The sequence below is a fragment of the Paenibacillus sp. FSL P4-0338 genome (assembly GCF_038002365.1).
Lineage (GTDB): Bacteria > Bacillota > Bacilli > Paenibacillales > Paenibacillaceae > Paenibacillus_AQ.
This window is the reverse complement of the sequence record NZ_JBBOCG010000001.1, coordinates 4,089,117-4,110,732: the sequence shown is the minus strand read 5'-3', so window position 1 is coordinate 4,110,732 and position 21,616 is coordinate 4,089,117. Positions and strand designations below refer to the sequence as shown.

Annotated in this window: 16 protein-coding genes and 3 rRNA genes; 17 read left to right on the top strand and 2 right to left on the bottom strand. The window is 50.7% G+C overall.

The features are described 5' to 3' along the window. The first annotated feature begins 30 nt into the window (after window positions 1-30). The 6 genes from liaF to MKZ07_RS18040 all read left to right on the top strand — a co-directional run bounded on the left by liaF (window position 31) and on the right by MKZ07_RS18040 (window position 7,073). Complete coding sequence (gene liaF, locus MKZ07_RS18065; protein ID WP_036700282.1) at window positions 31-678, top strand: cell wall-active antibiotics response protein LiaF; 648 nt, start codon at window positions 31-33, stop codon at window positions 676-678. Between the two features lie 39 nt (window positions 679-717). Next, entirely contained in the window at window positions 718-1,752 is a 1,035-nt protein-coding gene (locus tag MKZ07_RS18060; protein ID WP_036700280.1) for a sensor histidine kinase, read from the top strand. 15 nt (window positions 1,753-1,767) lie between these two features. Continuing rightward, window positions 1,768-2,427 (top strand): response regulator, encoded by a 660-nt coding sequence (locus tag MKZ07_RS18055; RefSeq protein WP_036700278.1) that lies wholly within the window; start codon window positions 1,768-1,770, stop codon window positions 2,425-2,427. Window positions 2,428-2,574: 147 nt separating this feature from the next. Further along, complete coding sequence (locus MKZ07_RS18050) at window positions 2,575-3,381, top strand: hypothetical protein (protein WP_051493998.1); 807 nt, start codon at window positions 2,575-2,577, stop codon at window positions 3,379-3,381. 209 nt (window positions 3,382-3,590) lie between these two features. Beyond that, a complete protein-coding gene (zwf, locus tag MKZ07_RS18045; protein ID WP_036700276.1) occupies window positions 3,591-5,141 on the top strand; it encodes a glucose-6-phosphate dehydrogenase in 1,551 nt (516 codons plus the stop codon). Between the two features lie 345 nt (window positions 5,142-5,486). Continuing rightward, window positions 5,487-7,073 carry a peptide chain release factor 3 gene (locus MKZ07_RS18040; protein WP_036700273.1) on the top strand — a complete coding sequence of 529 codons (1,587 nt, stop codon included), beginning with the start codon at window positions 5,487-5,489 and terminating at the stop codon, window positions 7,071-7,073. A gap of 122 nt (window positions 7,074-7,195) precedes the next feature. Here the strand turns inward: MKZ07_RS18040 and MKZ07_RS18035 are convergent, their stop codons facing one another. Then, a complete protein-coding gene (locus tag MKZ07_RS18035) occupies window positions 7,196-7,432 on the bottom strand; it encodes a small acid-soluble spore protein SspI (protein ID WP_036700271.1) in 237 nt (78 codons plus the stop codon). Between the two features lie 193 nt (window positions 7,433-7,625). On the opposite strand from MKZ07_RS18035, the gene MKZ07_RS18030 reads away from it, so the two are divergent. The 4 genes from MKZ07_RS18030 to MKZ07_RS18015 all read left to right on the top strand — a co-directional run bounded on the left by MKZ07_RS18030 (window position 7,626) and on the right by MKZ07_RS18015 (window position 12,060). Next, window positions 7,626-8,285 (top strand): potassium channel family protein, encoded by a 660-nt coding sequence (locus tag MKZ07_RS18030; protein WP_036700269.1) that lies wholly within the window; start codon window positions 7,626-7,628, stop codon window positions 8,283-8,285. Window positions 8,286-8,316: 31 nt separating this feature from the next. Then, the gene (locus MKZ07_RS18025) at window positions 8,317-9,159 is read left to right on the top strand and encodes a TrmH family RNA methyltransferase (RefSeq protein WP_341026929.1); all 843 of its coding nucleotides are present in this window, start codon (window positions 8,317-8,319) and stop codon (window positions 9,157-9,159) included. Window positions 9,160-10,006: 847 nt separating this feature from the next. Beyond that, window positions 10,007-10,735 (top strand): hypothetical protein, encoded by a 729-nt coding sequence (locus MKZ07_RS18020; RefSeq protein ID WP_051493997.1) that lies wholly within the window; start codon window positions 10,007-10,009, stop codon window positions 10,733-10,735. A gap of 596 nt (window positions 10,736-11,331) precedes the next feature. Further along, window positions 11,332-12,060 (top strand): Type 1 glutamine amidotransferase-like domain-containing protein, encoded by a 729-nt coding sequence (locus MKZ07_RS18015; RefSeq protein ID WP_341026926.1) that lies wholly within the window; start codon window positions 11,332-11,334, stop codon window positions 12,058-12,060. 50 nt (window positions 12,061-12,110) lie between these two features. Here the strand turns inward: MKZ07_RS18015 and MKZ07_RS18010 are convergent, their stop codons facing one another. Beyond that, window positions 12,111-12,662, bottom strand: a complete 552-nt coding sequence (locus tag MKZ07_RS18010) for a helix-turn-helix domain-containing protein (protein WP_341026924.1) — start codon at window positions 12,660-12,662, stop codon at window positions 12,111-12,113. 159 nt (window positions 12,663-12,821) lie between these two features. On the opposite strand from MKZ07_RS18010, the gene MKZ07_RS18005 reads away from it, so the two are divergent. From MKZ07_RS18005 to MKZ07_RS17975, 7 genes are all read left to right on the top strand, one after another. Next, window positions 12,822-13,475 (top strand): alpha/beta hydrolase, encoded by a 654-nt coding sequence (locus MKZ07_RS18005; RefSeq protein ID WP_341026922.1) that lies wholly within the window; start codon window positions 12,822-12,824, stop codon window positions 13,473-13,475. Window positions 13,476-13,488: 13 nt separating this feature from the next. Next, complete coding sequence (locus MKZ07_RS18000) at window positions 13,489-14,259, top strand: dioxygenase family protein (protein WP_036700257.1); 771 nt, start codon at window positions 13,489-13,491, stop codon at window positions 14,257-14,259. 156 nt (window positions 14,260-14,415) lie between these two features. Further along, window positions 14,416-15,300, top strand: a complete 885-nt coding sequence (locus MKZ07_RS17995; RefSeq protein ID WP_341026918.1) for a hypothetical protein — start codon at window positions 14,416-14,418, stop codon at window positions 15,298-15,300. A gap of 195 nt (window positions 15,301-15,495) precedes the next feature. After that, a 16S ribosomal RNA gene (locus MKZ07_RS17990) occupies window positions 15,496-17,056 on the top strand. Window positions 17,057-17,322: 266 nt separating this feature from the next. Further along, window positions 17,323-20,251 (top strand): 23S ribosomal RNA (locus MKZ07_RS17985). Window positions 20,252-20,378: 127 nt separating this feature from the next. Continuing rightward, a 5S ribosomal RNA gene (gene rrf / locus MKZ07_RS17980) occupies window positions 20,379-20,495 on the top strand. Together the 16S, 23S and 5S rRNA genes form the textbook arrangement of a ribosomal RNA operon. A gap of 461 nt (window positions 20,496-20,956) precedes the next feature. Further along, window positions 20,957-21,616 (top strand): response regulator transcription factor, encoded by a 660-nt coding sequence (locus tag MKZ07_RS17975; RefSeq protein WP_036701871.1) that lies wholly within the window; start codon window positions 20,957-20,959, stop codon window positions 21,614-21,616.

Here is a 21,616-nt window from a genome sequence, read left to right as displayed (position 1 = left end):
AGCTTCGCAACACTTTAAGGAGGTGCGGAAATGGATAAACGGAACCGGTTGATTGCCATCGGATTGATTGGTGTAGGCTGCTTGATGATATTTGGCAAATGGATCGGCTTCTTCTCCATTGTCGCACTCCTGTTCCTGCTGCTGGGAATCTACCGGACGACGTCGGGCAGGGTCAAGCAAGGCTATAAGCTAATGGGAGTCGGGGCGGTACTGCTGCTGCTGGATCATTTGTTGCTGGTGCTTGGCATTTGCTTGGTTTCGCTGGGGATGTTCTTTGTCAAATCGAAAAGAATGCAGCGCAAGGCAGGGTTTGTGCAGAAACAAAGCTTTTCTTCCCGGTTCGACTGGGATCTCTCACCTTGGGTGATGCGCAGCCTGAGCGCCTGGCATGTGCTGGGTGAGGTGGATGTGGATCTTTCCCTGGCCATGGCGGAAGAGCAGGAGACGATTATGCTGTATCAGGGGATTTTTGGTGATGTGGATATTCTGCTGTCTGAGGATTACGGTGTAGAGATCGAGGCATTCGTGCTGTTCGGCTCGATTGAGTCCGGCAGTAACCGTGATACGGGGATGCTGAACCGGCTGAACTGGAAGTCACCCAACTATGACAGCTGCGAGCATAAAGTGAAATTTAACATTTCTTATCTGATGGGGGATCTGGACGTACGCTTCCCTTAAGAGTATGTTAGGGTCAAGAGAGAAGGGAGAGCTCCCGGCATGGACAAAAAAAGCAGTAACATGGTAACGCGCAGTATGGGTGAGGGAGCTCTGTTCTCTTTGTTCATGCTGCTCGTTATTACATATATTATGTATACATATGGTTTATTACGGCCATTCGAGGATTGGCGGATTGGCGTAAGGACAGGAATGACGCTAATTCTACTGCCGATGGCTTTTGGCATCGGTTACGGCTTCTATCAGGGCTTCCGCAGCAAGCGCAAGCTGGAATTACTGCGGGCCACCCTGGTCGCCTGGGAGAAAGGCAATCTCACCCCGGCCATGCCGGACCTCGGCAATGATGAGCTGGGGCGGCTCGGGGAACAGCTCGGGCGGATCAGCGGCAAGTGGGAGAATCAGGTGAATACGCTACAGCGGCTCTCCACCAATAACGCGAAGCTTGCCGAGCAGGCCCGGGTCACGGCAATCATCGAGGAGCGGCAGCGGCTGGCACGGGAACTGCATGATGCGGTATCACAGCAGCTGTTCGCCATCTCGATGACGGCAACGGCCGTAGGCCGGACGCTGGAGAAGGACTTTGACAAGGCACAGCGTCAAATCGCGCTGATCGAGGAGATGTCGGCCGTAGCCCAGTCGGAGATGAGGGCACTGCTGCTGCATCTGAGACCGGTGTACCTGGAAGGCAAGGGGCTGGAGGAAGGTCTGCAGGAGCTGATTAAGGAACTGAAGATCAAGGTGCCGATTGATATTCTGTTCGAGATGGATCAGGGTGTAGAGCTCTTGAAGGGCGTCGAGAATCACTTGTTCCGTATTGTGCAGGAGGCTATCTCCAATACGCTCCGCCATGCCAAAGCGGAGAAGATGGAGATCCGCTTGCACCGCCGGGGGGATACGGTCCGGCTGACGCTGCGCGATGACGGAATCGGCTTCGAGATGGATGACAGCAAGCAGACCTCCTACGGTCTGTCGAATATGCAGGAGCGGATTACAGAGATCGGGGGCTCGATCCAGTTCATCACCGCTCCCGGCAAAGGCTTGCGGATCGATATTACCGTACCGGTAGTCAATGAATAGGGGGCAGGTGTAACGATGGAGATAGAAGAAGATGATGCAATCAAGGTCCTGCTTGTAGACGATCATGAGATGGTCCGGATCGGACTTGCTGCGGTCCTCGGTACCGAGGATGGCATTGAGGTCGTCGGGGAAGCAGGAAGCGGCGAGGAGGGCATCCGTCTGGCCCAGGAGTATACGCCGGATGTGGTGCTGATGGATCTGGTGATGGACGGCATGGACGGAATCGAGACGACCAGACAACTGCTGAAGCTGTACCCGGATTGTAAGGTTATTGTGTTGACCAGTTATTTGGATGATGAGAAGATGTATCCGGTGATCGAAGCAGGAGCCTTCAGTTACCTGCTGAAGACCTCACGGGCCAGCGAAGTCGCAGATGCGATCCGTGCAGCCGCAAGAGGCCAGTCGGTGCTGGAGTCGCAGGTGGCTTCCAAGATGATGAACCGGTTCCGTTCCAATGCACGAGGAGAGGCACCTGCCTACAAAGAGCTTACAGAACGCGAGATGGAAGTGCTAAAGCTGCTAGCTCAAGGCAAGTCCAACCAGGACATTGCCGATCAATTAATTATTGGAATCAAGACGGTGAAATTCCATGTCACGAATGTTCTTGCCAAGCTGGGGGTTGAAGACCGGACCCAGGCGGCTATTTATGCATATAAGAACGGACTGGCGGAGTAGGTTCGGTCTATGGAAGCCATGGAGCACTTTCAAGCGAGTCCGCCCGGATGATCTTGGAAGTGTTTTTTGCATGCGTTCGTATATCTTTCTCTGAAATTGGATAACCTGTCTAGTAGATTACTAGATCGGTTGAGAGGGAGATGCGAAGTGGGGAATAAAGGGCGGAGTAAGGGAATACTGGTATTGGTGTTGGCGGGAATGTGCACACTGATGCTGCTGCTGAGCGGGTTCCGTAGCGCGGAAACCGCAGGAAGAAGCGGCGTTCAGAGTACTGTTGCTTCTGCCGCTGCCGGAGAGCTTCAGGAATCCCTTGCTCTGCTGACCACACTGGGCGGACAGGCCTCCTCTCCAGGGGCGCCGCTCCGGCTCGTATTGAAATGGCAGGGGGAATACAGCGGAGAAGAGGCTGCTGGGACTGCCGTACAGAGCCTTTCAGACAGGCTTGGGCTCGGTGAAATGAGCAGCGCAGATAATGAAGGACACCGGGCTTGGCGCTCTGCCGTGCAGCTCAGTGGAGGTATACAGGTCTCCCTGTTCTGGAGTGAGCTTGGCGGCGGACGGAGCTATTGTATTGTTACGCTGGAGACGGCCGATCTTCTGGGCTCACCGGAACTGCCGGACGCAGCGGCGGACACCGGAGAGGCGATGCTCCAGGCGGGAATTGCTGCGGATTGGAATGCATCGCTGCAGGCACCTGCGAAGGAGCAGGGCGGAACGCAGGCAGCACTCCTTGCTACGGAGAAGTTACTGGCCGCAGAGCTTCCCGGGATTCAGGCAGAGGAGAGCTACGCCGACGTCTCTACATTCAGTCATTCTTACAGTGTGCCGGGTCTTCAGCGCATTGTTAGTAGCGGTAACCACAGCCTGGCCTTCCAGCTGGCAGTTCACAAGAACGTCAACGCGGACGAGAACCGGATAACCCTTGGAATGCCATTAATTACAATCGAATATTGAGGTTAAATAACGTAATATAAGCGTAATTCGGTGAAGGCATAAGAAAGAGTAATGGAAAAGTGCGAAATCCCGAGAGAAACTGTCAGGAATGTGATGGCATCCTCCGAGCAATTATGATAAAATGACATCACGCCTATAGTCGTATGTTGTTTCATACCAGGCGATGAGAATGAATGTCAACTATATTACATACAGAGAGATGAGGAGCCATGGCTGAAAATCAAACCCTTGATGCACTGCATACACCCGGTGCTGTATTCTTTATCTTCGGGGCAACCGGAGATCTGGCCCGGCGTAAGCTTTTCCCGGCGATTTACAGTTTGTACCGTGAAGGCAAGCTGACCCAAGATTTTGCGGTCATTGGCGTGGCTCGGCGTCCCCGCACCCAGGATGAATTCCGGGAAGATGTGAAGGAATCCATCCGCGAGTTCTGCCGGTATCAGGCAGGAGATGCTGCGGAATGGAACGAGTTCGTACAGCATTTTGAATACAAGTCACTCGACATCAATAATATTGACGGCTTCCGTGAGCTGAACGAACAGACGGAGCGGCTGGAAGAGAAGTTCCATATTCCGGGCAACCGTATGTTCTATCTGGCACTTGCGCCTGAACTGTTCGGCAGCGTATCCTTCAACCTCAAGGCAGGCGGGATGCTGCAGGCCAGAGGCTGGAACCGTCTGGTCATCGAGAAGCCATTCGGCTACAATCTCGAATCCGCTGAGGAACTGAACGAACAGATCCGTCAAGTCTTCAAGGAAGAGGAGATTTACCGGATTGACCATTACCTGGGTAAGGAAATGGTTCAGAATATTGAAGTAATCCGGTTCGCTAATGCCTTCTTCGAGCCGTTGTGGAACAACAAGCATATCGCCAACATTCAGATTACACTCGGCGAGACGGTGGGCGTGGAAGAACGCGGCGGGTATTACGATCATGCGGGGGCACTGCGCGATATGGGCCAGAACCATATTTTGCAGCTGCTGACGATGATTGCTATGGAACCGCCTAGCCGTCTGCTGGCTGAAGATATCCGTGATGAGAAGGTGAAGGTCCTACGTTCGCTGCGTCCTTATGCTACCCCTGATGAGGTCCGCGAGAACGTTGTTCGCGGCCAATACACTCAAGGTCTCTACAAGGGCAAGACGCTTCCGGCTTACCGCCAGGAAGACAAAGTGGACCCGGAATCGAATACAGAGACTTATTTCGCAGCCCGTGTGTTCGTGGATAACTTCCGCTGGGCTGGAGTTCCTTTCTATATCCGCACCGGCAAACGCCTGCCTGTGAAGACCACGGAAGTGGTTGTAGAATTCAAAGGAATGCCGACCAACGTCTACTTGGGCCAGAAGCACAAGCTTGAGCCGAACTTGCTCGTCATCCGCGTCAATCCGATGGAAGGCATCTATGTGAAGATCAATGCGAAGAAGCCGGGCTCGGAATCCGAGATTCAGCCGCTGGCTATGGATTTCTGCCAGAGCTGCATGATCGGCATTAACTCGCCGGAGGCTTATGAGCGTCTGCTGCATGATGCTGCACGCGGCGATTCCACCTACTTCACCCGCTGGGATGAAGTATCCTCGGCCTGGTCCTTCGTGGACCGGATTGCCAAGGCATGGAAGGAAGAGAGCAACGACTTGGCTTCCTATCCTGCCGGCTCCTGGGGTCCGGTTGAAGCCGACCAGCTGCTTGCCGGAGAAGGCTTCCACTGGTGGCCGGTCAACGGCCAGGATGAAGACAATGTGGTCTGGCAGGTTAACCGCTAGTTCCTGAAGAAGAATGGTTACAGATCCTCCTGCATTTCGCTGCAGGGGGATCTTTTTGCTGAATCGTGAATTTATATTACAAGATATTTCACTACAGCCGCTTTTTTGTAGATAATCTCTGCCGGATTTTGCTATACTGAGAAGGATGCTTTCAACATAAAGATTTCTAAGCCTAGCGCTATAGATGATCCTATAAATGGTAAACGTTACGTTCAAGAAATAGACGTTGATTCTCTGTTGATTTTCGAAGGAAAGGATCTGAATCCATGAATAGCAGACCGATTTGATCGATCCGGCAATAGAGGCAGAAGTAAGCATGAATTTATAGATGAAGGGATATGTGCAATGAATAAAGCAACGGACCATAAGCTTCAGAGTGAAGTCGACAAACGCAGAACCTTTGCGATTATTTCCCACCCGGATGCGGGTAAAACGACACTGACCGAGAAACTTCTGCTCTTCGGAGGAGCCATCCGTCTGGCAGGTACAGTCAAAGCCCGCAAGGCAAGTAAGCACGCCACCAGTGACTGGATGGAAATTGAGAAGCAGCGCGGAATCTCGGTAACGTCCTCTGTGATGCAGTTTGATTACCTGGACCACCGGGTGAACATTCTGGATACTCCAGGTCACCAGGATTTCAGTGAAGACACCTATCGTACGCTCACTGCGGCTGATAGCGCCGTCATGCTGATCGACGTAGCCAAGGGTGTGGAGACACAGACAATCAAGCTGTTCCAGGTCTGCGCGAAGCGCGGCATTCCGATCTTCACCTTCATTAATAAGCTGGACCGTGAAGGCCGCAGCCCGTTTGATCTGATGGAAGAGCTGGAGAATGTATTGGGCATCCGTTCGGTGCCGATGAACTGGCCGATTGGGATGGGCCGTGAGCTGTGCGGCGTCTATGACCGGATGAAGAATCAGGTCGAGCTGTTCCAGGGCGATGACCATTCCGTAATTAAAGTACAGAAGGTGGAGAGCTACCGCGACCCGATTATCCGTGAGATGGCGGGGGAATACCTGCATGATCAGCTATGCGCGGATCTGGAGCTGCTTGATGTAGCGGGTGATCCTTTTGACTATGAGAAGGTGCTGCGCGGGGAGATTACTCCGGTATTCTTCGGCAGTGCTATCAACAACTTTGGTGTGCAGACGTTCCTGGATAATTTCCTGGAGCTTGCGCCGAAGCCTGAACCACGCCGCAGTACAGCGGGCTCTATAGAACCGACGAATGAGAAATTCACCGGCTATGTATTCAAAATTCAGGCGAATATGAATCCCGCACACCGTGACCGTATCGCTTTCCTGCGTATCGTGTCCGGCAAGTTCGAGCGCGGGATGAGTGTGAAGCATGTACGTGCCGGCAAAGACATCAAGCTGTCCCAGCCGCAGCAGTTCCTTGCCCAGGACCGGGATATTGTTGAAGAGGCGTATCCGGGGGATATTATCGGTCTGTTCGACCCGGGCATCTTCCGGATTGGCGACACGCTCAGTCAGGCTGGAGATATGGAGTTCGATGAGCTGCCGACCTTCTCGCCGGAGATTTTCTCCAAAGTCACCATCAAGAATGCACTGAAATCGAAGCAATTCCAAAAGGGGATTGACCAGCTGACCGAAGAGGGCATGATCCAGGTGTTCCGTACCGTCAACTTCGACGATATTCTGCTGGGTGTAGTCGGACAACTGCAGTTCGAGGTGTTCGAGTACCGCATGAAGGGTGAGTATGGCGTGGATGTGCAGCTGCAGCGTATGAGCTACCAGTTCGCACGCTGGATCGTGGATGAGAACAAGCCGGATGCCAGCAAGTTCCGGATCAACTCCACTCTGGTTACGGACAAGAAGGGCAATTACGTAGTGCTGTTCGAGAACGAATACGCCATGCGGACCGCGATGGAGAAGAATCCGACCGCGAAGTTCCTGGAGACTGCACCTTGAAGAGTGTAATAGAAGCAAGATGAGCAGTTAAGCATATGTATGATTAGGCTATAAAAAACCTCCGCCTCCACCTGTGCAGCAGCACGGTGGGGTGCGGAGGTTTTTGGCGGGATGGGCCCCCTCTAGGAGGTGATGGAGCCTGGGGTAAGCTTGTCCAGGTGTCTGTGCAGCATAGAGAGAACCCGGTCCTGCTTCGCAGGGTCGAGGTCCTTCCAGATCATCTCAAAGACGACACCCAGTCCGGGAAGCGCGGCTTCCGGCCCGTCTACGGAATTCTCAATGACCTCCCGCAGACCTTCTTCGGACTGGCCGTGTACCTTGTGAATGATGGCCTGGCGCAAATCAAGGGTGACTGGCATAATCGGCCTCCTTAAAGTTTTTGAGCATCTGCTTACTGAATCAGCATCGCAAAACTGATTTCGAAAGCAGGGGCTTAGTCAGGTAAGCAGCCTTCTTATAAGGTGCCCTGCGGGAGCGCTGAACATTCAAGTTTATAACGGCTTATGCTATACTGTGTGAGATGTATTATACGTACGGGAGGGACAAGGCTTAATGGCAAAAAAACAGTATGCGATCATCGGCATGGGGCGCTTCGGCTCAAGTGTGGCCAAAGCACTCAGCGGGATGGGTTATGAGGTGCTGGCCATTGATGCGGATGAACAGCGCACCCAGGAAATCTCCAACATTGTGACGCATGCCGTATCTGCGGACTCCACGGATGAAGAGGCGCTGCGTGCGCTTGGCATCCGTAACTTCGATGTGGTGGTAGTCGCCATCGGTGAGGATATTCAGGCCAGCATTCTGACAACGCTGATCCTGAAGGATTTGGGCGTACCTGCTATTATCGCCAAAGCCAAAAGTGAGCTGCACGGCAAGGTTCTGGGTAAAATCGGAGCAGATAAGGTTATCTACCCGGAGCGGGACATGGGGATGCGGGTGGCGCATCATCTCGCTTCTCCGAACATCCTCGATTACATTGAGCTGTCACCGGAGTACAGCATTCTCGATATGAAGGTCTCGGGGCCGATGCTGGGCAAGAACCTGCAGGAGCTTGACATACGTGCCAAATATGGGTGCAATGTGATGGCAATCCGTCAGGGCGAGGAAATGAATATCTCCCCCAGAGCGGAGGACCGTCTGACCGATGGTGATGTCCTTGTCATTGTCGGACGGAAGGATAACCTGACGAAGCTGGAAATGGCTTATCAATAGGAATCTGTGAGGAATAGAAAGGTAGGACCCTATGGAAATTATGTCGCCGCAGAATACGCGGGTGAAGGAATGGGCCGGACTGCAGGAAAAGAAGCATCGTGACCGGTCCGGTAAATATATCGTGGAAGGCATTCATCTGGTACAGGAGGCGCTGCAGGCCGAAGCGGATGTGGAATGCCTGGCTTTTGATCTCGATAAAGGCATGCCGTCTGAGCTGAAGCCGCTGCTTCAGGCTGTCCAGGGTATGGAGGTCATCGGTGTGTCGGCAGCGGTAATTGCCAAGTGCAGCAGCACGGGCACCCCGCAGCCGGTATTCGCCATTGTGCGGAAGGAGCAACAGGGCCTAGAGGCCATTCTGGCGAAGCCGGACAGCCTGGTTGTGGTGCTTGACGGGGTCCAGGACCCCGGCAATGTAGGCACTATCATCCGCAGCGCGGATGCGGCGGGCGCGGACGGCGTGATCCTCGGCCGGGGCTGCGCCGACCTCTTCAACCCGAAGACCATCCGGTCTACGATGGGGTCGATGTTCCACCTCCCGGTAGTGGAGGGAGAGCTAAGTGCCATTCTCCCTCAGGCTCGGGAGGGCGGGGCGCTACTGGTCAGCACCTCGCTGACAGCGGAGGATTCCTGCTACACCCATGATTTTCACGGCAGCCAGTGGCTGCTGATCGGCAGCGAAGGCCAAGGCATCTCGCCCGAGACGGCTGCAATGGTCGACAAAAGCATCCTCATCCCGATGGCCGGCCGCGCCGAATCGCTGAACGCCGCGATGGCGGCGACGATATTGTTGTTTGAGGGGATGCGGCAGCGGGGGGGGGAAACAATAAAAAATTCCTGTCCATTTTCAATAATACTGTCCAGGAATAAAAATTAGTGTCCACAAGAACTCCAAAGACTCATACCCCAAGCATTTCTCCAGTCTTTTTTATCCTTCGCGGCGGAACCATGCAGGGATTTCTCAGTCTTTCCTCGAATAATTACTCCATCAGAAACCCAAGCAGCTCAAGGGTTCAGAGGTTGTGGGAGGTCTTTACTCAAGCTTTTACTCAGGCATTTTCCAGGCTCTTACCCAAGCGGTTTAGATGCCGATCCCTGCATTTCTTGGGCATTTCTCTGCCTCTTCAGGGACACTAATTTTTATTCGTTTTCGTTCACAATTGAACCAGTTTCTTTCCAGTTCCTCAGTCTTTTTCCCTGCGTTTTTGGGACAGGAATTTTTATCTCAGAATTGGCTGTGAAGCCTTGCGGCGCAAGGGATTGGGGTATGTTGGAGAGGGGCAAAATTTGAGACGGGAATTATTATTTTCTTACAGGGGGAATTAAAGGGTGGAGTAATGAACGCTTGGGTAAATCGTAGTTCGAGCCACGCGAGTACTTTGACGAAGGCCATACCATTTGTGGTAACAGGCTTGTACAAAGTAGTCGAACAACACAACGACGGTCATTTTGGTTCCCGTATCTTGTAGTCCTTGGTTTACTCGGTCATCCTTTGGACTTCTTCCGAAGTTAATACTTGTTTGAATACGGTCAAGAATGGGGTATAACTATTATGAGGTCGCCTCATTTCGGTTTGGTTTGGTTGTACTTACCATTACCCGAAATGGCGGCCTTTTTTGTTGTGCAGCTGCTAGACAAACCTACTCACTCATGAAAAAATAGATGAAGATGTAAAAAATAAAGTTATAGAATAATTATGTTTTGACAAGGGGGCTTAAGAATTAATGAGCCGAATTAATGTACCAAGACAAATTGACGATACCGTAATCAACTTTTGTAAATCCATTTCACCAAAAGAACAACCAGAGTACATAAAAGTGATCCCTGAAAAATGGACTAAAAAAAACGAATGCTACGATAATGTACAACAAATGGTACAACAATTTGGTGGTAGGAGGCAGTTAGGCTGGCGCATTCAAGTTGTGCCCGATCCTTCACCTAAATTCATGATTGAAGCTGTCCATCATGCCATCTGGATTAAAGATAACGGGGAAAAAGTAGATGTTACGCCACAAATATCTATTACTAAAGGCATTGTTTTTGTAGCAGACGATGTAACTAAGTTTGGAAAATACAGAATAGGAGAGAAATATCAAGCGTTAATAGACCATCCGTTAGTGCATGAATATATAGCACTTTGTAATAAAGAGAGTGAGGAATACACTAATAAAACATTATTAGACGATAGACCTAATATTCCGATGAGTATCCGTTCGAGTCAGGAGCAATTGAAGCAAGCGATATTACATACTAGGGATCTTTCACGTCATAAACCGATTGAACAGGCGAATTCGCAAGACAAGAAAATAGTAGAAGAAAAGAATAAATCTTCTCTCGAAGAGAAAATTGGGCGAAAAATAATACAAAATGAACAATCAGAAACTCATAAAGTTAATCCTTCATTTATTTCTAGGGTTAAAGGGAAAATTAAGGGCTTGTCAGGCCGACAATAATTTTTAACTGGTTCCATAGTTTCTTAACTGGTTTCTAAATTGTAGTTAAATCCATTAATCAATTTACTACATCGCGGATGGAAGTGAATTATTGGAAATAATAAGCATGCTTAATGGAGTTCTTTATAAACGAATTTGTAACCTACAACAATTTAGAAGTACATAAAAATTATCCAGCTGTGATTGTTGAATTACAATTAGTAGCACATTATGGACTCTGAAAGCCTAAGCACATCGCGTTATGGCTCTATACTTTTTTTCTGAAACGAAAGTCTAATCTCCTGGATAATCTTGAATGCCTAAATCAAATTGTTGTGAGATACACGAATAATGGTAAATTAAGGGCGGATGATAAAGTGGAAAATGAATTTTAAATCTTCGCATTTCTATTATAAAAGAATATAGAAAGATATTTTTAATATAAAAATTTTCTGAAACTACCGATCAATTTAATAACAAACTTATTAATGTGCTTAACCAACCTATATAGCTTGTCACAATAGAGTCAGTCCCGGTGTGTCTGAATAAGACGTCATGCATCCGGGGCTTTTTTGTATTCTTGCTCTGCTTCAATATTATAAATAGGAGTGATGAAGATGGGGATTATTGTGGCGATTGGCGGAGGCGAGATTAGCGAATTGGAGACTTTGGCCATCGATCAAACGATTGTAGATCTAACGAACAAAAGGAAGCCCAAAGCGTTGTTCATTCCTACTGCTAGTATGGATGCGGAGGGGTATTGTGATTCTTTTCAATTCGTGTACGGTGACCGGTTAGGGTGTGAGATCAAGCATTTGCTGCTGACGAAAAATACATATGCACCAGAAGAAATAGAGGACATGATTTTATCCGCCGATGTAATCTATGTGGGTGGCGGTAATACGCGGAAGATGCTGGACATCTGGCGCGAGCATGGTGTGGATATTTTACTGAAGCAAGCGTACGACTCGGGGGTTGTGTTGTCAGGGATGAGTGCGGGTTCGATCTGTTGGTACGAATACGGTCATAGTGACACAGAGACGTTCGATACTTCAGGAGAGAGGATTTATATCAAATTGAAGGCGATGGGGATCTTACCAGGGATTCACTGTCCTCATTATAATGAAGACAACCGCGAGGCAGATTTCTTGGAAATGGTTAAGGGAATGGATACAACCGGCATAGCTATTGAGAATGACTGCGCCATTATTTATAAAGATGATGGGTATAAAGTGATCTCCTCCAGAGAACAGGCCAAGGCCTATAAGATTCAAGAGATCAATCAGCAGATGATCGTGACGGAGATAAAGAAGCATGCTGAATATAATGAGATAGCGAATATGTGAATAAAAGCCCGCACTCCGCCTATCCGGCCAGAGTACGGGCTTTTGATTGTTCAGAGGACATCCTGTCCGTTTTCGTTTTCAGTGTAGATGGAGATTAGCACAATCGCGGTGTCTTCCCCTGTATTTTTGACGGAATGGGGGGTGCAGGCATTCCAGCTAAAGGAATCACCCTCGGTAAATTCAGCTCCGTCTTCCCCTTGCTGCGCATAGATAGTCCCTTTAAGGACGACATGGACCTCCTGTCCTTCATGCGCATGGGGGGCATCCCCAATCATGGCACCGGGAGGGAACTCGACGATCGACATACGTACGTTCTGGGTGGAGCTGAGGTGTTCGACTTTAAGCTTAGCTGCGCCGCTGGTGGTGATTCTCCGTTCATCCTTGCGGACAATCTGCATGCGTTCTTCTTTTTTTAGCAGCAAATAAGCAAGAGGGACCTTCAGAGCCTGGGCGATATTCTCCAGTGTAGCGATGGACGGTGATGTCTTATTGGTTTCGACCTGGCTCATAAAGCCTTGGGAGAGGCCGGTGGTGTCGCATATTTGCGCGATGGTGATATTTTTCCGCTTGCGGATTGCCCGTATTGTAGCGCCGATATCCATGGGATCACACCTTCATAATATTTGTAATACTAAACTTATTTTCATATTAACAATTTAATTGTTGACAAGTCAATGTGTCTTGCGATAAATTACTCATATAAAAATTATATTATTATAACTAATATTTAAGTGAGAATCTTCAATATGGAGGAAGACAAGATGAATCCTAAGTATTCATATGATGTTCATTTACCGGATAAGCTGGAGCAGGGCAGGAAATACCCGGTGATCTTTACTTTTCACGGCAAAGGCTCTAATGAGCGCAATATGTTCGGTCTGGTGGCGCCGCTGGCTGAGGAGTTCATTATTATCGGGGTTCGCGGGAATCTGCCGCTGGGTACGGGGCATCAATATTATGATTTGAAAAGCCTGGGCAACCCCATCCGCGAGATGTTTGACCAAGCCGTCGGCGATCTTGAGGATTTCATTTACTATGCAACGCAACAGTATCCGGTCGATCCGGACAGACGTTATTTGCTCGGCTTCAGCCAAGGGGCCATTCTGTCCATGACGCTTGTGCTTACGATGGGGGAGCAATTGAAGGGGATTATCGCGCTGAATGGATATATTCCGGAATTTGTGAAAATGGAGTATAGCCTCCGTAGCCTTAAGAACGTGTCTGTCTTCGCTTCGCATGGTGAATACGATTCGGTGTTCCCGGTGCGCATTGGACATGAGACTGCTGCCTATCTGGAAGGGCAAACCGAACGGTTGACCTTCAGAATCTATCCGTCCGACCACGGCGTAACTGAAGAGAACCAGCGTGATTTCTTGCGATGGCTCAAGCAGGATGCCGGATTAACCCATTATTAAGGAGTGATTGACTATGATGCCTTCCTATTTTTTTGCACACGGAGCTCCATCTATTGTTCTTGAAGATAATGCCTACACCAAGCTGTTAAAAGAGTTCAAAGACCATATGCCCAAACCGAAAGCCATCGTTGTCTTTTCGGCGCATTGGGAGGAACCCGTGCAGTCAGTGGGCGCGGCGGCAACATATGATACCATTTATGACTTCGGCGGATTTCAGGACGAGCTGTACCAGATGACGTATCCGGCGAAGAGTGACCAGGCGCTTGCGGATCAAATCCAGAATTTATTCACTGCGCATGGGATTGAGAATGTACGGAATGAGACCAGAGGCTTGGATCACGGCGCATGGGCTGTGCTGAAGCTGCTCTATCCAGATGCGGATATTCCGGTAGTGGCGATGTCCGTGAATCGTGATTTGCCTAATGCGCAGCAGTATGAGATCGGCAAGGCGCTGGCGGCGCTGCGTGAACAGGATGTGCTTATCATCGCCAGCGGGGGAACTGTTCATAATTTACGGAGGTTGAACTGGAATTCGGATGAGGCCAACGGGTGGGCCGAGCAGTTCGATCACTGGATTCAGGAGAAGGTGGAAGCATGGGATACAGAAGCGCTGTTCCAATATGATGAGCTTGCTCCCTATGCAGAGATGGCAGTCCCGACGAGTGAACACTTTATTCCGCTGTTTATCGCTATGGGAGCGGGTGACCCGGGGCGTAATGCGCAGTTGCTTCACCGGAGTTATCAGTATGGCAATTTAAGCTTAAGCTGCTGGCAGTTTAATTAAAATGTGGTGAACTCTGAATGCTCCGCTTCGGCAATCTCCTTGGCATAATTCCGTAATCAGGCATCCCAAGCTGTCGGGAAGGAAGGAATTTCCTGTCCACTTTTCAATCCATTCTTGGTAAGGTAGGGGGACTGCTATTCTGAAGAGGTGATGGTTATGCAAAAGAAACATTGTGCATTCTGCGATCAGATTGTCCGCATTACAGCAGATGGTGAGTACGATCAGTATATCGACTGCGCCTGCTCTCCTGGCGGAAGCTACAGCCTGCTTAGAGACAGCTATGAATCGATTCTTGCGCTCTCATTCCAGCAGAAGCGGGACATGCTGCATCTGATTTCAGGCTACATCCGCGAAAAGACGGATTGTGGCGAGAAGGTGATCCTTGCGTTCAGCGATCTGGAGGAGATTGTGAATGCCCCGAATATTCCGGTGACGGCTGAGGTTAAAGGAGACCGGCTGTTGCAGTATCTGTATAGGCATTGTAGTGGCCCTGGTGAGCCCGTAGTCATTCATCCCCTGTCCCGCAGCTACAATCTGACGTATTCTCCCAATCTGCAGGAACTGGTCTATATTATTGACAGGCTGCAAAATGAGGATCTGTTAGTCCGGGAAGGTATGAGCTTCATATTGACTCCCTTGGGGTGGGAGGAAGCAGTGGCAACCACAGGAGGCAGGACCTTACAGCAATGCACCGTTCTTCTGCCGGATGATGAGAAGCTGCAGGCGGAGTGGCAGGACAAGCTTTGGGCCAAAATCGAGCAGTTTGGCTATTTACCCCGTTTGCTTGCCAACAAGAACGAAGCTGCGAATTCCCTGGTGGCTGTGGCGGACTGCAAGCTGGTTATTGCGGACCTTACAGGCCAGTCAGCTGAGGTGTACTTGGCAGCGGGCTATGCGCTTGGGCTGAACATTCCGGTAATCTGGACGGTCAGAGGCGATGAGGCAGATAAATTAAGGATACATCTTCAGGAGATACGTCCTCTGGTTTGGGGTACTGCCGAAGAGCTGATGGTATTGCTTCAGCAAGAACTTTTGAAATAATAGTTGCATTGTTGTTTGATCCATGTTATATTATAAAAGTTGCTGGTGACGCGGTAAGCGGCGCTGACAACGAGCTTGATCTTTGAAAACTGAACAACGAGTGAGTACCTGGAGATCGCTTCGGCGAGATCCAAATTAGAGAATGTAAATTCTCGTCAGATGTTTCAAAATGAGCAATCGCTCTTTCTAAATACCAATTTGGAGAGTTTGATCCTGGCTCAGGACGAACGCTGGCGGCGTGCCTAATACATGCAAGTCGAGCGGAGTCTGAAAGGAAGCTTGCTTCCTTTCAGACTTAGCGGCGGACGGGTGAGTAACACGTAGGCAACCTGCCCTCAAGCCTGGGATAACTACCGGAAACGGTAGCTAATACCGGATAATTTCTTTTTTCTCCTGAGGAGAGAATGAAAGGCGGAGCAATCTGCTGCTTGGGGATGGGCCTGCGGCGCATTAGCTAGTTGGTGGGGTAATGGCCCACCAAGGCGACGATGCGTAGCCGACCTGAGAGGGTGAACGGCCACACTGGGACTGAGACACGGCCCAGACTCCTACGGGAGGCAGCAGTAGGGAATCTTCCGCAATGGGCGCAAGCCTGACGGAGCAACGCCGCGTGAGTGATGAAGGTTTTCGGATCGTAAAGCTCTGTTGCCAGGGAAGAACGTCCGGTAGAGTAACTGCTGCCGGAGTGACGGTACCTGAGAAGAAAGCCCCGGCTAACTACGTGCCAGCAGCCGCGGTAATACGTAGGGGGCAAGCGTTGTCCGGAATTATTGGGCGTAAAGCGCGCGCAGGCGGTTATTTAAGTCTGGTGTTTAAACCTTGGGCTCAACCTGAGGTCGCACTGGAAACTGGGTGACTTGAGTACAGAAGAGGAAAGTGGAATTCCACGTGTAGCGGTGAAATGCGTAGATATGTGGAGGAACACCAGTGGCGAAGGCGACTTTCTGGGCTGTAACTGACGCTGAGGCGCGAAAGCGTGGGGAGCAAACAGGATTAGATACCCTGGTAGTCCACGCCGTAAACGATGAGTGCTAGGTGTTAGGGGTTTCGATACCCTTGGTGCCGAAGTTAACACAGTAAGCACTCCGCCTGGGGAGTACGGTCGCAAGACTGAAACTCAAAGGAATTGACGGGGACCCGCACAAGCAGTGGAGTATGTGGTTTAATTCGAAGCAACGCGAAGAACCTTACCAGGTCTTGACATCCAACTAACGAAGCAGAGATGCATCAGGTGCCCTTCGGGGAAAGTTGAGACAGGTGGTGCATGGTTGTCGTCAGCTCGTGTCGTGAGATGTTGGGTTAAGTCCCGCAACGAGCGCAACCCTTGACTTTAGTTGCCAGCAGGTTAAGCTGGGCACTCTAGAGTGACTGCCGGTGACAAACCGGAGGAAGGTGGGGATGACGTCAAATCATCATGCCCCTTATGACCTGGGCTACACACGTACTACAATGGCCGGTACAACGGGAAGCGAAGCCGCGAGGTGGAGCCAATCCCAGCAAAGCCGGTCTCAGTTCGGATTGCAGGCTGCAACTCGCCTGCATGAAGTCGGAATTGCTAGTAATCGCGGATCAGCATGCCGCGGTGAATACGTTCCCGGGTCTTGTACACACCGCCCGTCACACCACGAGAGTTTACAACACCCGAAGTCGGTGGGGTAACCCGCAAGGGAGCCAGCCGCCGAAGGTGGGGTAGATGATTGGGGTGAAGTCGTAACAAGGTAGCCGTATCGGAAGGTGCGGCTGGATCACCTCCTTTCTATGGAGAATCGTCTTCTGCAATGAAGACATTCAAATCGGAAGCTTGCTTCCACCAATCAGGTTTAGGCCTGTTACTCACTCGTTGGTCAGTTTTGAGAGTTTAAGCTCTCATCTTTACCTTGATCCTTGAAAACTGGATACCGAAACGAATTTGCGTTTTAGAACATCTTTTAGCTGAAACTTGTGTAAGCAAGTTGAAATAGTTATTAGTTGCTACAAAGTGAAGGTTTTTGATTGTGCAAACAAGCAAAACACCGGAACGTTGGTTAAGCTACTAAGAGCACACGGAGGATGCCTAGGCGCCAGGAGCCGACGAAGGACGTGGCGAACAACGAAACTGCCTCGGGGAGCTGTAAGCAAGCTTTGATCCGGGGGTGTCCGAATGGGGAAACCCAGCTGTGGTAATTCGCAGTTACTCGTATCTGAATACATAGGATACGCAGAGGCAGACCAGGGGAACTGAAACATCTAAGTACCCTGAGGAAGAGAAAACAATAGTGATTCCGTCAGTAGCGGCGAGCGAACGCGGAACAGCCTAAACCAAGGGGCTTGCCTCTTGGGGTTGTGGGACGTCTCACATGGAGTTACAAAGGAATATGGTAGGCGAAGAGGTCTGGAAAGGCCCGCGATAGAGGTAAAAGCCCTGTAGCCTAAACTGTGTTCTCTCCGAGACGGATCCCGAGTAGTGCGGGGCACGTGAAACCCCGTATGAATCCAGCAGGACCATCTGCTAAGGCTAAATACTACCTGGCGACCGATAGTGAAACAGTACCGTGAGGGAAAGGTGAAAAGCACCCCGGAAGGGGAGTGAAATAGAACCTGAAACCGTGTGCTTACAAAAAGTCAGAGCCCTCTTTATGGGTGATGGCGTGCCTTTTGTAGAATGAACCGGCGAGTTACGTTTAACATGCAAGGTTAAGGTGAGAAGCCGGAGCCGCAGCGAAAGCGAGTCTGAATAGGGCGACTGAGTATGTGGACGTAGACCCGAAACCGTGTGATCTACCCCTGTCCAGGGTGAAGGTGCGGTAACACGCACTGGAGGCCCGAACCCACGCATGTTGAAAAATGCGGGGATGAGGTGGGGGTAGCGGAGAAATTCCAATCGAACTCGGAGATAGCTGGTTCTCCCCGAAATAGCTTTAGGGCTAGCCTCGGTGAATGGAGTGGTGGAGGTAGAGCACTGATTGGGTGCGGGGCCCGCAAGGGTTACCAAGCTCAGTCAAACTCCGAATGCCATTAACTTCTTGCCGGGAGTCAGACAGTGAGTGCTAAGATCCATTGTCAAAAGGGAAACAGCCCAGACCATCAGCTAAGGTCCCCAAGTGTGTGTTAAGTGGGAAAGGATGTGGAGTTGCACAGACAACCAGGATGTTGGCTTAGAAGCAGCCACCATTGAAAGAGTGCGTAATAGCTCACTGGTCGAGTGACTCTGCGCCGAAAATGTAACGGGGCTAAACACACCACCGAAGCTATGGCTAGATGCTTTGCATCTGGGGTAGGGGAGCGTTGTATGTGGGTTGAAGGTGTACCGTAAGGAGCGCTGGACAGCATACAAGTGAGAATGCCGGTATGAGTAACGAAAAGATCAGTGAGAATCTGATCCGCCGAAAGCCCAAGGTTTCCTGAGGAAGGCTCGTCCGCTCAGGGTAAGTCGGGACCTAAGGCGAGGCCGAAAGGCGTAGTCGAAGGACAACAGTTTGAAATTACTGTACCACCGTAATCCGCTATGAGCGATGGGGTGACGCAGGAGGGTAGTGACGCGGACTGATGGATGTCCGTCTAAGCAGTGAGGCTGGTGTGTAGGCAAATCCGCACACTATTAAGGCCAGGCTGTGATGGGGAGCGAAAATTATAGTAGCGAAGGTCATGATCTCACACTGCCAAGAAAAGCCTCTAGTCAGGAGAAGGTGCCCGTACCGCAAACCGACACAGGTAGGCGAGAAGAGAATTCTAAGGCGCGCGGAAGAACTCTCGTTAAGGAACTCGGCAAAATGACCTCGTAACTTCGGGAGAAGAGGTGCCTCGGTAGGGTGAATAGCCCGAGGGGGCCGCAGTGAAAAGGCCCAAGCGACTGTTTAGCAAAAACACAGGTCTGTGCGAAGCCGTAAGGCGAAGTATACGGGCTGACGCCTGCCCGGTGCTGGAAGGTTAAGGGGAGTGGTTAGGGGTTAAACCCGAAGCTGTGAACCGAAGCCCCAGTAAACGGCGGCCGTAACTATAACGGTCCTAAGGTAGCGAAATTCCTTGTCAGGTAAATTCTGACCCGCACGAATGGCGTAACGACTTGGGCGCTGTCTCAACGAGAGATCCGGTGAAATTTTAATACCTGTGAAGATGCAGGTTACCCGCGACAAGACGGAAAGACCCCATGGAGCTTTACTGCAGCTTGATATTGAATTTGGGTACGATCTGTACAGGATAGGTGGGAGCCGTAGAGGCAGGAGCGCAAGCTTCTGCGGAGGCGCCGTTGGGATACCACCCTGATCGTATCTAGGTTCTAACCTAGTGCCCTTATCGGGTACGGGGACCGTGTCAGGCGGGCAGTTTGACTGGGGCGGTCGCCTCCTAAAGAGTAACGGAGGCGTTCAAAGGTTCCCTCAGAATGGTTGGAAATCATTCGCAGAGTGCAAAGGCATAAGGGAGCTTGACTGCGAGACCTACAAGTCGAGCAGGGACGAAAGTCGGACTTAGTGATCCGGTGGTACCGCATGGAAGGGCCATCGCTCAACGGATAAAAGCTACCCTGGGGATAACAGGCTTATCTCCCCCAAGAGTCCACATCGACGGGGAGGTTTGGCACCTCGATGTCGGCTCATCGCATCCTGGGGCTGAAGTAGGTCCCAAGGGTTGGGCTGTTCGCCCATTAAAGCGGTACGCGAGCTGGGTTCAGAACGTCGTGAGACAGTTCGGTCCCTATCTGTCGTGGGCGCAGGAAATTTGAGAGGAGCTGTCCTTAGTACGAGAGGACCGGGATGGACGTACCGCTGGTGCATCAGTTGTTCCGCCAGGAGCATGGCTGAGTAGCTACGTACGGACGGGATAAGCGCTGAAAGCATCTAAGCGTGAAGCCCCCCTCAAGATGAGATTTCCCAGTATGTAAGACCCCTTGAAGACGACGAGGTAGATAGGTTGGAGGTGGAAGTGCAGCAATGCATGGAGCTGACCAATACTAATCGGTCGAGGGCTTATCCAAATTTCTATCACGCAGATTTGTTTCGGATTCAGTTTTCAGGAATCAAGTTCCTGAACGCAACGAAATTCATTCACACATTCGTGATGAACCGAATTTCTAGCGGCAGCGTCTGTTTCACAGACGCATGTTTGGTGGCGATAGCGGAGGGGTTCCACACGTACCCATCCCGAACACGACCGTTAAGCCCTCCAGCGCCGATGGTACTTGGACCGAAGGGTCCTGGGAGAGTAGGACGTTGCCAAGCACACAAGACCACTGTTGATACCTCGACAGTGGTCTTTTTGTATTTTCGGCGCTGACTGAAGGCAGGCCGACCAAACCAGGAGGTAAGGTCTCATTTTACAACTCCATAACAACTGTCACTCTACTTTATAACATCTTGAGAGTAGGGTAGTGGTAGAGAAATTATTATATTCCTGTGGAGGTTATCCCGTTGTATAAGAAGAAGTGGTCTGCTTCAGAGGAATTGAGTCCCAGGGGCCTGCTGATAAGGAGAAATAAATGATAAGCGGGAAGCTTATGTTCAATGAACAAACTAGTCCTGACGATCAAGCAGCTCTTGATTGTCAGGATTTTTTGGCGGGCGGGTATGTAGTGTCAGGTTCGGCTTATAGGTTATGGATGCTCTGAAATCTGGTATGATTAAGATTAGGTTACCTATGAAAGGGCACCCTGTGGCTACAGAGTTAGGAGGATATTCGATAGATGGCTCATATACTTGTTGTTGAGGATGAACAGGCGATTAATGATTTAATAACGATGAACCTTAAGCTGGTGGGACATACGTATGCCAAAGCTTATAGCGGTTCGGAAGTAGCGGATATACTGGAGAAGGAACGTGCGGATCTGGTCTTGCTTGATGTCATGCTTCCCGGTCTGGACGGTTTCGGGGTGATGGAGCAGATTGCGCCACTGCGGATTCCGGTGATTCTGATTACGGCCAGGGGTGCACTCTCTGACCGGATCAGGGGATTCGAGCTGGGTGCGGATGATTATATTATTAAGCCTTTTGAGATATTGGAACTACTGGCCCGGATTAATGTCGTGCTGCGGAGGAATGAACAGGCCGCCTCTGCCTTTGTATGCGATGGGGTTGAAGTCCGGTTCACGGAGCGTCAGGTGTGGGTGGAGCAGCTGCTGGTGGATCTGACGGCCAGAGAATTCGAGCTGCTTGAAGTGCTGATCCGTAACCGGAATATTGCTCTTTCCAGGGAGAAGCTGCTGGAGATGGCTTGGGGCTATGATTATGCGGGTGATACCCGTACCGTGGATGTACATATCCGGCAGCTGCGCAAAAAGCTGGGCTGGGAAGAACGGATCAAAACCGTGTTCAAGCTGGGCTACCGGCTGGAAGTTCAGGTCTAG